General features: G+C 58.5%; 12 protein-coding genes. 9 read left to right on the plus strand and 3 right to left on the minus strand.

Going from position 1 to position 11,701, the window contains the following annotated elements:
• The first annotated feature begins 66 nt into the window (after positions 1-66).
• The 4 genes from VSX42_RS01080 (at position 67) to VSX42_RS01095 (ending at position 3,464) form a co-directional block, all read left to right on the plus strand.
• Positions 67-1,605, plus strand: a complete 1,539-nt coding sequence (locus VSX42_RS01080; RefSeq protein ID WP_326502575.1) for an SIR2 family protein — start codon at positions 67-69, stop codon at positions 1,603-1,605.
• Between the two features lie 299 nt (positions 1,606-1,904).
• Entirely contained in the window at positions 1,905-2,177 is a 273-nt protein-coding gene (locus VSX42_RS01085; RefSeq protein WP_326502576.1) for a PhzF family phenazine biosynthesis isomerase, read from the plus strand.
• Positions 2,086-2,763 carry a PhzF family phenazine biosynthesis protein gene (locus tag VSX42_RS01090; RefSeq protein ID WP_326502577.1) on the plus strand — a complete coding sequence of 226 codons (678 nt, stop codon included), beginning with the start codon at positions 2,086-2,088 and terminating at the stop codon, positions 2,761-2,763. Before VSX42_RS01085 ends, VSX42_RS01090 begins: the two co-directional genes overlap by 92 nt.
• 209 nt (positions 2,764-2,972) lie before the next feature.
• Complete coding sequence (locus VSX42_RS01095) at positions 2,973-3,464, plus strand: DUF2087 domain-containing protein (RefSeq protein ID WP_326502578.1); 492 nt, start codon at positions 2,973-2,975, stop codon at positions 3,462-3,464.
• Between the two features lie 115 nt (positions 3,465-3,579).
• Here the strand turns inward: VSX42_RS01095 and VSX42_RS01100 are convergent, their stop codons facing one another.
• A complete protein-coding gene (locus VSX42_RS01100) occupies positions 3,580-4,218 on the minus strand; it encodes a TIGR03085 family metal-binding protein (RefSeq protein WP_326502579.1) in 639 nt (212 codons plus the stop codon).
• Positions 4,219-4,370: 152 nt separating this feature from the next.
• On the opposite strand from VSX42_RS01100, the gene VSX42_RS01105 reads away from it, so the two are divergent.
• The 4 genes from VSX42_RS01105 to VSX42_RS01120 are packed head-to-tail and all read left to right on the plus strand — an operon-like array spanning position 4,371 to position 7,827.
• On the plus strand, positions 4,371-5,147 hold the full coding sequence (locus VSX42_RS01105; protein ID WP_326502580.1) for a lytic transglycosylase domain-containing protein: 777 nt from the start codon (positions 4,371-4,373) through the stop codon (positions 5,145-5,147).
• 54 nt (positions 5,148-5,201) lie between these two features.
• Positions 5,202-5,597, plus strand: a complete 396-nt coding sequence (gene hisI, locus VSX42_RS01110) for a phosphoribosyl-AMP cyclohydrolase (RefSeq protein WP_326502581.1) — start codon at positions 5,202-5,204, stop codon at positions 5,595-5,597.
• A 31-nt stretch (positions 5,598-5,628) separates the two neighbouring features.
• Entirely contained in the window at positions 5,629-7,197 is a 1,569-nt protein-coding gene (locus tag VSX42_RS01115) for an anthranilate synthase component I (RefSeq protein WP_326502582.1), read from the plus strand.
• Complete coding sequence (locus VSX42_RS01120) at positions 7,198-7,827, plus strand: Trp biosynthesis-associated membrane protein (RefSeq protein WP_326502583.1); 630 nt, start codon at positions 7,198-7,200, stop codon at positions 7,825-7,827. It abuts the gene before it with no gap.
• 97 nt (positions 7,828-7,924) lie between these two features.
• On the opposite strand, the gene VSX42_RS01125 is transcribed toward VSX42_RS01120, so the two are convergent.
• The gene (locus VSX42_RS01125) at positions 7,925-9,091 is read right to left on the minus strand and encodes an alpha/beta hydrolase (protein ID WP_326502584.1); all 1,167 of its coding nucleotides are present in this window, start codon (positions 9,089-9,091) and stop codon (positions 7,925-7,927) included.
• Positions 9,092-9,131: 40 nt separating this feature from the next.
• Positions 9,132-9,887, minus strand: a complete 756-nt coding sequence (gene hutC / locus VSX42_RS01130; RefSeq protein ID WP_326502585.1) for a histidine utilization repressor — start codon at positions 9,885-9,887, stop codon at positions 9,132-9,134.
• 147 nt (positions 9,888-10,034) lie between these two features.
• Between hutC and hutU the strand changes: the two genes are divergently transcribed.
• On the plus strand, positions 10,035-11,699 hold the full coding sequence (gene hutU / locus VSX42_RS01135) for a urocanate hydratase (RefSeq protein WP_326502586.1): 1,665 nt from the start codon (positions 10,035-10,037) through the stop codon (positions 11,697-11,699).
• Positions 11,700-11,701 lie beyond the last annotated feature (2 nt).

Raw genomic sequence — 11,701 nt, forward strand, 5'->3', positions numbered from 1 at the left:
TTCTATAATCATAAGGCTACATTGGCTAGCTATATTTTGGTTTGAAAGTGGAGAAGGGTTTAAACTATGGCAACTTCAAAAAGGCGTACAGCTGTTTTATTTGGAGCTGGTGCATCTGTCGACGCTGGTCTTCCGCAAACACAGGGACTAGCCAGAAATGTGCTAGAAATTGCGAATCAGCCTCATCCTTTTTCTCGAGGTGTGCCTGAGGACTGGGTTCAGTCTCTGAATTTTATTTACGGCTCTATGGTTGATTTCGAATCAAGAGAAGGGGGAAATCCATTAAAGGCGGTTGATTTTGAAAGACTGGTTTCTGCAATTCGCCTTTTGCAAGATCCTGATAACCACGAATCGGCTCCCTTTGTTATGAATTGGAAGCCGGGTTCAGCTGGTTTTTCATCGTCTACTAGGCATAGCACGTCCTCACACTCGTTTGAAAGAGCTTTTCATGGGGCAGTTACAGGTTCCATCAATAACTATAGAAATCGAACTCGCGATCTGTATCAAGAAATTCGTAACCTCATCGGATTCAAGCTTGACTCCAGAAAATCATTTGAAGAAGCAGAAAACAAAGTATTTGAAATAGTAAAACAAATCTTGAGTGAGCTCAACGAAACGCAATATTTAAATCCTCTTGCTGAACTTGCTGAAATTCAAGAAGAAGGGCTGGATGTCCTGACCCTTAACTATGATTTAGCTGTTGAATCAATGGCAGAGCAACTTGAGGTCAATGTAAATTATGGTTTTGATCAATGGCGCCCTGGAACTCAGCTTAACTGGAATCACACGCCAGGAAATATTAACCTCATAAAAATGCACGGCTCTTTAAACTGGCACGAAACAAATCAGCGTTCTTTCCTTCCGCATGTTACAGCAGAAGCTGATTTAGTTCCAGTCTCTAGTAAGCCTTGGATTGTTCTAGGTGACAAAGAAAAGCTATCAACGAAGGGCCCAACGTTAGACCTGCTACGAGCTGGTGAAGAAGCATTGGAACGTGCAGACCATCTTGTCGTTGCAGGTTACTCGTTTGCAGATGAACATATCAATAATCTTATTTTTGCCTGGCTGGAGGGCAAAGAATCCCGTTCTATTGCAGTAATCGACCCAGGCTTTCCGAAGTATGAAAACGCTTGGGGTAAAGAACAATCTGCAAGGAATTATTTGATGGAAGTGTATTCACTTCGTCTAAAGGTGTTTCATCAAGGAGCTGCTCAAGCACTAGAATCAGCTTTGAATCTATCTTCAACTACAGTACTTCAACAATGGTTTTCTGTTGAAGAAGAAAAAATTGATGGTAATCAGCGAAGGATAAAATTAACCCTTCTAGGGCCCCCGTTAGGTTATGTTAATTTTTATGCAACTTATTCATTTGGCGTAGGCTTCAGGGATCCGATAGAGATATATGTACTCACGGGCGAGGTGGGTCAGGTTATTCAGAGTCAGGGATCTAGTTTCCGAGGATGGGATACCGGAGTTGTTAAAACATTTATTATCAACGCCCAAAAAGATGTGGATATTATATTTAATATTAATGCTGATGCTCGGGAAAATAACGCCCCAGTTCACTTTGATTATAGATTCGGCTCGGACAATTTGGAAATATGAAAAATTAAAATCTTTGTAATGTCTAATATCATTCAATTAATTTCAAGGTTGGATTAGCGCGCAAGGGATGTGTGGTGTTTCTGACTTGCTGTTTGGATTATATGTTGAGGTTTATTTATAAGGGGTTCCGCAGGCTCACGCTCGCTGCCGACCCTCTCGCCTGGTTCGCTTCGCTCACAAGGGCGATTCACGCCAGTCCCGAGCCAGCAGCTTCGCTGTGAGCCTGCTCCACCTACCCTTACGAATAAGCCTCGTTAATGCTGAAAAATAAAACCCCACTAGAAGGAGGAAATCGCAAAGTGAAAACCCGCCCCTTCACCCAGGTCGATGTGTTCGGCTCGGTTCCGCTCAAAGGCAACCCGTTAGCTGTGGTGCTCGACGGCAGCGGCCTCACCGACGAGCAGATGCAGGACTTCGCCCGCTGGACCAACCTCTCAGAAACCACCTTCATCACCCAACCGACTGACGCTCGAGCCGACTATGCCGTCCGCATCTTCACCCCCCGACGGCGAACTGCCCTTCGCCGGGCACCCCACCTTGGGCAGCGCCCACGCCTGGCTAGAAGCCGGTGATCAGCCGCAGCGCCCCGACGTCATCGTGCAAGAATGCGCAGCCGGGCTCATCGACATCACCCGCAGCGGCCAAGAGCTTGCCTTCGCCGCACCCGCAACCGTCCGCACCGGTGCCCTCGACGAGGCAACCCTTGCAGAAATCGCCACCGCACTAGGGCTAGAGCGCAGCCAGATTCTCTCCCACCAGTGGGTTGACAACGGGCCCGGCTGGTCCGCCGTCGAAATTGCAGACCCCGACCGTCTGCTCGCCCTCACCCCGGACTTCGCCCGCGGCACAGACCTCAAACTCGGCGTCTTCGCCATGCACCCGGAAGGCTCAGACATCGCCTACGACATCCGCGCCTTCGTACCAGGCATCGGCGTTTCTGAGGACCCGGTCACCGGCTCCCTCAACGCCTCCGTCGCCCAGTGGCTCGCCCGCGAAAACCGGGTCGCCGGAACCTACACCGTACGCCAGGGCACCTGCCTGCACCGCGACGGCAGACTCACCATCACGGTAGGGCAGGACGCCGACCCCACCGGCACCCCCGACATCTGGGTTGGCGTGACAACCCACACCCTCATCAGGGGAGAGGTTAGCCTCTAGGCCTTTTGGTTACATACGGGAGAAACTGTGATATAAAGGTGTGTGGCGTCACCCACCGCCCAGCGCTTTGCCCCTGTGACTCTAGCAAGCAGGCCACCAGCGCGAAGGGAAGAGAATTCTCGGGTTGCACCGGCTAACCCAAAGCCGGGGCAGGCACCACCGAACCGTCGATTGATATCGCAGCTAGAGTGCGAAGAAAGTCGATACCCGTGACTGCCCAATCAAACTTCAAAAAGCTCGTGCGCGCCCGCATGGAAGAAACCGGTGAAAACTACACCACCGCCCGAGCCGCCCTGCTCAAGACCAAGCCGACGACCGACGTCCTGGCCGATCCCCGCGAACAAGCCTACGCAGAACACCGCGCAGTCGTAGACCGCTTCCTACAGGGCGACCGCCTCACAGCCTGGCCCTCCAAACGCCGCACCCGCGCCCACCTGCTGCTGCACCTAGTGACCTATTTTGAGCCCGGGCGCACCTACACCGAGAAACAGGTCAATGAGATCCTGGCCGCCCTCTGGCAGGATTATGCCTTTATGCGCCGGGAAATGGTCGAGTACGGCTACCTGGTGCGAACCACTGACGCCTCCGCGTATTGCCTGGCAACCCGGGCTCCTGACCGGGAAGGTACCGTGCTGGCTGCCGAGGCTCCGGCCTGGGAAGCGATGTGGCTGCCGGGTTACCTGGCCGCAGAGGCTATGTAGCAACTAGGGACCAGATTCCTCCCGAAATCCTTGTGGCGAACACATACTATTGGGAGTTTTCTGGTCCCTACTTGGGGCGGGGCAGGTCGGAGCGGACGTGCGCCGCAACCGGCCCTTAGCCCACCTCAACCCGGGCCGCGGCCTCGCGCCCGAACAGGTAGAGCACCAGTTCGCCCGGCTCGCCAGTCAGCACAGTCGCAACCTGGCCAGCAGGCGGAGCAATCACAGTATGAACAGCGGGGGAGTAGCCCGGAGCTTCCAACACCAGCCCCTGAGGGTACTTCTTCCCGGCCATCAGACGAGCACGCGCCCGCAGCACCTTCCACATCTTCTCCTGCACACCCTCAGCCAGCGCGCGAGGGGCAGGCTGTTCGCCGTCAACGGGGGCGGCGCGGCGGACGTCCTCGGTATGCACAAAGTACTCGACCAGGTTCATTGCCTCGTCCAGACTCGGGAAGCGCGTACGCATGTGCAGATAACCCGGCAGCGCCTCAAAATCGCGCAGGGCCTTCTCGTAGCGGCGCTGGCCGGTCAGCTCATCGGCGAGCTGGTTAGTGTGGCGCTCGGTGCGGGCTTCCAAGGGCCCACCCACCACGCCGGCTGCCAGCGTCGGCTTGGACTCCCGCAGCAACAGATGGGCCGCCATATGGCGGGTTTCCCAGCCCTCGCAGAGGGTAGGGGCGGACGGCCCCGCCACAGCGAGAGCGTCAAGTAGGGCGGTGCGTTCTGAGGTAACAAGGGTAGAAGAAGTCATACGCCCAGTCTAAACCCGAAGCTGGGCCAGAGAGCGAGCCAGGGCAACTGTCGAGACAGGTTACGGCTTGCAGGAAACATTCAGCGTCCGCCCACCCCGCCTTGACCAGCAGTCGCTAGGCTTTTACCAGAACCCAACCCCTGAAAGATCGTATGACAGTTTCTACCAAAGCTCGCATGACCCCTTTGCTTGCCCTGGCTGCTCTAGCCGTGAGCGGTTGCTCGGCCTCCTTCCAGGGTTCTTCACGGGAGGAACTTCCCACCACGCTCCCTGCCGCGCCCGAGCAGGTGCTGCCGGCGTCCGCGCAGCAAAGCGTAACAGAGCAGACCCCTATCGCCGAGCTGGCCGATAGCTCCTGGCTCGATGCTACAGCCGAGGCGACCGATATTCCCTGGCGGGTGCTGGCGGCCTATGCGGGGGCGTCCTTGCGCGTGGCGCAGACCTACCCGGAGTGCCAGCTGGGTTGGAACACTATCGCAGGCATCGGCGCGGTAGAGACCCTACACGGCACCTACAGGGGTGCCAGCACCGATGGGGACGGGCAGGTGACCCCTAAGATTTTCGGGCCTGCCCTCGACGGCAGCCCCGGAGTCATGGCAGTTGAAGACTCCGACCGGGGTGAACTTGATGACGACACCGAGTGGGACCGCGCCGTGGGGCCGCTCCAGTTCATCCCCTCCACCTGGGACTATATAGGTCAGGACGGCAACGCCGACGGCAAGCGCGACCCCCACCAGATCGACGACGCGGCTCTGACCACTGCCGTCTACCTCTGCCAGGGGCAGCGTGACACCAGCACCGACGAGGGCTGGCAGCGCGGAGTGCTTGCCTACAACCGGTCGGTGGCCTACGCCAACCAGGTAGCAAACCACGCAGAAACCTACGGGCAGGCTGCCCCGCCTAGCGCAGGCGCCAGCCCCAGCCCGTAGCCAGATGGTGAGAGCAGCCCCAGAGCCGCTAGCGCCATCAGCTAGGATGGAAAGGTGAGTACACCAGCACCCAGCGCCACCGACGGCGCTTCACTGCCTGCCGATATTGTCGCCCGCCTCAAGCGCGACGAGCACGGTCTCTTCGCTGCCATCATCCAGCAGTACGATACCCGCGACGTTCTCATGCTTGGCTGGATGAACGACGAAGCCCTGCGCCGTACCCTCACCGAAGGGCGGGTCACCTTCTGGTCCCGCTCCCGCCAGGAATACTGGCGCAAGGGCGACACCAGCGGCCACTACCAGTACGTCAAAAGCGTCAGCATCGACTGCGACGGCGACGCCCTGCTCATCGAGGCCGACCAGGTAGGCGCAGCCTGCCACACCGGCACCATCACCTGCTTCCAAGCCGGCGGCGCCCTGCCAGCTGCTACCGGCATCCGCCCCGAATAGCTCCCCAGACACACCACAACCAGAGGAAACTATGCACGACTTGGGAATCGTCGAACCGACCCTAGAAGAGTTCCGTGAACTAGCTACAAGCCGCCGCGTCATTCCCGTGCGCGTCAAAGTTCTCGCAGACGCCATGACCCCCATCGGCATCTACCGGGCCCTGGTCGCCGCCGACGGCGCACCCGCCCCCGGTACCTTCCTGCTGGAATCAGCGAACGAGCAGAAGCAGTGGTCACGCTACTCCTTCATCGGTGCCTCCAGCCGCTCAACCCTCACCACCAAGAACGGGCAGATTGTCTGGCAGGGCCTCACCCCCGCCGGTGCCCCCACCGAGGGTGACCCCGTTGAGGCTATCCGCGAGACCCTGGAAATGCTGCATACCGAGCCTCTCGATAACCTGCCCCCGCTTACCAGCGGCCTGGTTGGCTACATGGGCTGGGACGTCGTGCGCCACTGGGAGAAACTGCCCGGCAGCCCGGCGGACGACGTCAACCTGCCCGAGTTCGCCCTGAACATCGTCTCAGACATGGCAGTACACGATAACTCTGACGGCACCGTCACCCTCATCGCCAACGCCATCAATTTCAACGGCACCGACGACAACATCGACGCCGCCTACGCTGATGCGCTCTCCCGCGTCTACGCCATGATGGACAAGCTTGCCCAGCCCGCCCCCGAGTCGGTCTCAACCCTCACCGGCACAGCGGACGCCGAAGCAAAGGTTGCCCAGGTCAAGCACACCTGGGCAGAGCAGGGCTTCTTGGACACCATTGAGAAGTCCAAGAAAAACATCATCGACGGCGACGTCTTCCAGATCGTAATCTCCCGCCGCTTCGAGGCAGAAAATCGCGCCAGCGCCCTGGATGTCTACCGGGTGCTACGCCAGTCCAACCCCTCGCCCTACATGTACCTCTTCAACTTCGAATCCACCGAAGACGGCGAACCCTTCCAGATTGTCGGCTCTTCCCCCGAAGCCCTGGTCACCCTCAAAAACGGCACCGCCACCACCCACCCCATCGCGGGGTCCCGTCCGCGCGGCGCCACCCGCGACGAAGATCTGGCGCTAGCCGAAGAGCTGCTGGCCGACGAAAAAGAGCGCTCCGAGCACCTCATGCTCATCGACCTGGCCCGCAACGACCTCTCCCGCATCGCGGTACCCGGCAGCGTCAACGTCACCCAGTTCATGGAAATCGAGCGCTTCAGCCACATCATGCACATCTCCTCCGAAGTACAGGCCCAGCTGGCCGAGGGCATGAACGCCTACGACGTGCTGCGCGTAGCCTTCCCCGCAGGCACCCTCTCGGGCGCGCCCAAGCCTCGCGCCATGCAGCTTCTCGACGAGTATGAGGTCAGCGCTCGCGGCGTCTACGGCGGTGTATGCGGCTACTTCGACTTTGCGGGCAACATGGATATGGCAATTGCCATTCGCACCGCGGTGCTTAAGAGCGGACGAGCCTACGTGCAGGCTGGTGCCGGTATCGTCATGGACTCGGTGCCCGCTTCTGAAGCCCAGGAAACCGTGAATAAGGCAGCCGCCCCGCTGCGCGCCGTACTCACCGCCTCGGGTCTTGCGCCCCTGTCGACCGAGGTGATCGACTAAATGAGCGAGTTACAGGCCCAGCCTGCTGAGGTTGCTACCGCGCACCCGGTGCCGGGCTGGGCTAAGCCTGCCCGCGTCATGCTGGGGGCCATGGCGGTTTCTGCTGCCGCTTTCCTCACCACTTTGCCGACCTGGGTTCGCGCCGAGGTCAGCACGGTTATATCGACCTCCACCCTGGACATTTCGGGGGCCGACGCCGGCCCCACTGTCTCTGCCCTGGCTCTGGTTGCCCTGGTGGCTTCGGTAGCCCTGCGGATTGCCGGGCCCAAGTTGCGCAAGGTACTGGCCCTCCTGCTGGTGGGCGTGGGGCTGGGCCTGGCGGTAGCTGCCTTTGGCGTGAACGCCGACCCGCAGGCTGCCTCTATGGCCCAGGTCAGTGCGATGACCGGTACTAATGCCCCCGCTGACTCTTACGCTGTGACCGTCATGCCCCTGCTGGCGACCGTGTGTGGTGTGCTGGTTGCCTTAGCCGGTGTATGGGCCTTTGTTGCTACCTCCCACTGGAAGACCGGGCGCAAGTACGACCGGTCGGCTGCCCGGGCCGCCCGTGTGGCCTCTGCTGAAGAGACAGACGAGATCGATGTCTGGGACTCCCTGAGTGAGGGTAAGGACCCTACTCTGGAGCGCTAAAACGCAAGGGATAAGGTCAGATACAACATAAAACAGCCCCTTTCCCACGCTGCATTATCAGCAGTGGCAAAGGGGCTGTTTCTTGCTTTAAGAGATATTAGGGATTTACTACGCCTAAGCCTTCCTGCTCGGAAAAATGATTGAGCAGGCTGACAACAGCCTGTTGATTTATAGCGTGATTAGAGTAGGGGAAGCTCACAAGGAGAGCCTTCCCACCAGCCTTGTTGAGTTCTTCCACAAAGGTCTCTGAGCCTTCAATATTGACCATGGTGTCTTTTTCACCGTGCATGATATAGACAGGTGGGTAGTTGTCATTGATTTTATTCAAAACATCAACAGCTTCCCAGCGGTCAGGGTAAGTTTCAGAGTTACCACCTACATACTTTGAAACGATTCCGGGCTGAGGGAATGGCGATAAGAAACGAGCATTCTCATCAATCCATGCGAGGTCAACAGGTGGGTACATGGTAATGACAGCAGCAGGCAATGGAGCATCTAGCTGACCGTTTGAAACCAGCCCGGTGTACAGCAGATCAAGGTGGGCACCTGCGGATTCTCCAGAAAGAATCAGCTTATCTGCGTCACCACCGTACTGTGCAGCGTTATCCCTAATCCAGTTCATGGCATCAGCGATATCTTCAGTCGCGGTGTCCCAGCTAGGGGTCTGTTCGGTTGCTAATCGATAGTTGAGCGAAAAGACCACGTAGCCCTGGTCCGCTACCTTGCGGTGGAGACCAGCTAGTGACTCCGAATTTCCACTTGACCATCCTCCGCCGTGGATATAAACGTAGACAGGCTGTTGTTGACCTCGGAATTTCTCAGGATTTTGATAGACGGATAGCGTGAGGTCTTGGTTATCTTTTGTTGCGTAGGTAATGACTTCATCTGGTGAAGGCCTGAGGGTGCTGACTCCGCTCAGTAGGGACATTTCACCGCCATGGGCTTCAACGACTTGCTTTTCTTTCAGCCATTCACTGCCACCAAAACCTAAAGCTACAAACGACAAAATTGAAAGGATAACCAAAGATTTCTTGAGTGGTTCTTTGCGCTTGCTACGCCAGAGAAGGTTTGCGGCTGAAAGCAGAAGGATTGTTGCCAGGGTGGTCAAGATTATGCCTGCCGCTGGAAATAAAGCTGAGCCAAGTTGAGCCAGTGTATTCCCCCTGGCACCTAGTACTCCGATGAAGCCTAGAAGAGCAATTAGCGTTATGAGATGCCCCAGACCTGTCGTGAGTTTTAGCAAGATTGAGAGTATTTTCTTCATTAAATAAACTGTCCTCTGCGTCGAAACGTGGGGTGCTTTTTTACTGTGTCTCAGGGCCAAAAGACCCTTCGAGCCTGCTGCGGGAGCCTGGGTGCAGCAGTACCACCTGGCTGATGAGTTCATCGCCTGACCAGGTGCTGCGCAACAGGCGCAGGCAGGGCTCGGTGGGGTTAATCTGCAGGTCGGACGCCTGTGAGCTGGTGGGTAGTACCGCTTCGACGGTGTGCGTGCCCCGGGTGATGGGGGAGCACTGCCCCAGGTAAAAGTTGGGGGTGATGCTGGTGAAGTCCTGCTCTAGATAATCGGGTATGGCTGCGGCGTTGACGTAGCGCTCTTCGCGCTGGATAGGCAGCCCGTCGTCGTAGTGCACCAGCACGCTGTGGAAGACCGTCTCACCCAGTCCGGGGGCTAGGCGGCGCTGGGCCTGGGCTGCCGGAATTTCCTCAAGAGTAAGCACCTTGCTGCTGTGGGTGTGGCCGCGTTCGGTGATTTCATCGGCAATGTTGCGCACCTCAAGCAGGGCAGAGGGGTTCTTGTGCTCGGCCACAAAGGTGCCAACCCCGCGGGTGCGCACCAGCAGTCCCTCAAGCGTCATCTCGCGGATTGCGCGGTTGACCGTCATGCGGGAGAGCCCCAAGGCGTTAGCTATTTCGTTTTCTGAAGGGATGGTTTCGCCTGCTGCCCAGTGGCCGCTGTTGATTTGCTCGGTGATGATGGTTTTAAGCAGTTGGTAGGCGGGGGTTTTTGCGGCCTTGTGGTCAGCGAACTGCTGGGACAAGTCGGTAATTTTTTCCACGCCTACTCCATTGACAACCAGTTGTATATACAAGAAGATAGGTGTGTGACCCTCTTCATCTTTCAACTGTACCGCCCCGGTGCGGTCAGGCAAAAGTAAAGAACTAGAAGCTGGGCAAAGCAGACCATCATGTACAAAGGAGTAGACATGACCACCAGCGGCCCCCGCCCCGTCCGCGCCCCTCGCGGCTCCGAACTCAACACCCTTGGCTGGCAGCAGGAAGGCGCCCTGCGCATGCTCATGAACAACCTCGACCCCGAGGTAGCCGAGCACCCCGATAACCTGGTGGTCTACGGCGGCACCGGCCGCGCAGCCCGCTCCTGGGAAGCCTTCGATGCCATTGTCGCTACCCTCAAGACCCTCAAGAGTGACGAGACCATGCTGGTGCAGTCCGGCAAGCCCGTGGGTGTCTTCCGCACCAACGAGTGGGCCCCGCGCGTGCTGCTGGCCAACTCTAACCTGGTTGGCGACTGGGCTAACTGGGAGCACTTCCGCAAGCTCGAAGCTGAAGGCCTGATGATGTACGGCCAGATGACCGCAGGCTCCTGGATCTACATCGGCACCCAGGGCATTCTGCAGGGTACCTACGAGACCTTCGGTGCGGTAGCCCGCAAGCGCTTTGGCGGTACCCTGGCCGGAACTATCACCCTGACTGCTGGCCTTGGCGGTATGGGCGGTGCCCAGCCTCTGGCTGTGACCATGAACGAGGGCGTGGCTATTTGCGTGGACGTTGATGAGTCCCGCGTTGACCGCCGCATTGACCACAAGTACCTTGACGTTAAGGCTCGCGATCTCGACCACGCCCTCGAACTGGCAGTCGAGGCCCGCGACGCCAAGAAGCCCCTCTCTATCGGTGTGGTTGGCAATGCCGCCGAGATCTTCCCCGAGCTGCTGCGCCGCAAGGCCCCCATCGACATTGTCACCGACCAGACCAGCGCCCACGACCCGCTCAGCTACCTGCCTACCGAGGTCACCTTCGAGGACTGGAAGGCAGAAGCCGCCCGCGACCCCGAACTCTTCACCAAGCGCTCCCGCGAGGCCATGGCAGCCCACGTTGAGGCAATGGTTGGCTTTATGGACGCCGGTGCCGAGGTCTTCGACTACGGCAACTCCATTCGCGACGAGGCCCGCAAAGCAGGCTACCAGCGTGCCTTTGACTTCCCCGGCTTCGTGCCCGCCTACATCCGCCCCCTCTTCGAAGAGGGCCTGGGCCCCTTCCGCTGGTGTGCTCTCTCCGGCGACCCCGAAGACATCAAGAAGACCGACCAGGCGATTCTCGAACTCTTCCCCGAGAACGAGCACCTCAAGCGCTGGATTACTATGGCTGGCGAGAAGGTCGCCTACGAGGGGCTGCCCGCCCGCATCTGCTGGCTGGGCTACGGCGAGCGCCACAAGGCAGGTCTCAAGTTCAACGAGATGGTAGCTAGCGGCGAGCTCTCTGCCCCCATCGCCATTGGCCGCGACCACCTGGATTCCGGCTCTGTGGCATCCCCCTACCGTGAGACTGAGGGTATGAAGGACGGCACCGATGCGGTTGCAGACTGGCCCCTGCTCAACGCCCTGGTGAACACCTCATCGGGTGCGTCCTGGGTATCTATCCACCACGGCGGCGGTGTGGGTATGGGCCGCTCTATCCACGCGGGTCAGGTCTGCATTGCCGACGGTTCTGAGCTGGCCGCTGCCAAGCTGGAGCGAGTGCTGACCAACGATCCCGGCATGGGCGTGATTCGCCACGCGGACGCCGGCTACGAGTACGCCCAGCAGGTTGCTGCTGAGCGCGGGGTCCGTATTCCCATGCAGGAAAACCGCTAGCC

This window comes from Rothia nasimurium (assembly GCF_035916755.1).
Taxonomy (GTDB): domain Bacteria; phylum Actinomycetota; class Actinomycetes; order Actinomycetales; family Micrococcaceae; genus Rothia.

What these genes read in the sequence shown, in the direction of transcription:
- hutU (WP_326502586.1), top strand. Translation starts at nt 10,035, where the DNA reads ATGACCACCAGCGGCCCCCGCCCCGTCCGCGCCCCTCGCGGCTCCGAA.
- VSX42_RS01100 (WP_326502579.1), bottom strand. Translation starts at nt 4,218, where the DNA reads ATGACTTCTTCTACCCTTGTTACCTCAGAACGCACCGCCCTACTTGAC.
- VSX42_RS01115 (WP_326502582.1), top strand. Translation starts at nt 5,629, where the DNA reads ATGCACGACTTGGGAATCGTCGAACCGACCCTAGAAGAGTTCCGTGAA.
- VSX42_RS01105 (WP_326502580.1), top strand. Translation starts at nt 4,371, where the DNA reads ATGACAGTTTCTACCAAAGCTCGCATGACCCCTTTGCTTGCCCTGGCT.
- VSX42_RS01120 (WP_326502583.1), top strand. Translation starts at nt 7,198, where the DNA reads ATGAGCGAGTTACAGGCCCAGCCTGCTGAGGTTGCTACCGCGCACCCG.
- VSX42_RS01090 (WP_326502577.1), top strand. Translation starts at nt 2,086, where the DNA reads ATGCCGTCCGCATCTTCACCCCCCGACGGCGAACTGCCCTTCGCCGGG.
- VSX42_RS01125 (WP_326502584.1), bottom strand. Translation starts at nt 9,091, where the DNA reads ATGAAGAAAATACTCTCAATCTTGCTAAAACTCACGACAGGTCTGGGG.
- VSX42_RS01080 (WP_326502575.1), top strand. Translation starts at nt 67, where the DNA reads ATGGCAACTTCAAAAAGGCGTACAGCTGTTTTATTTGGAGCTGGTGCA.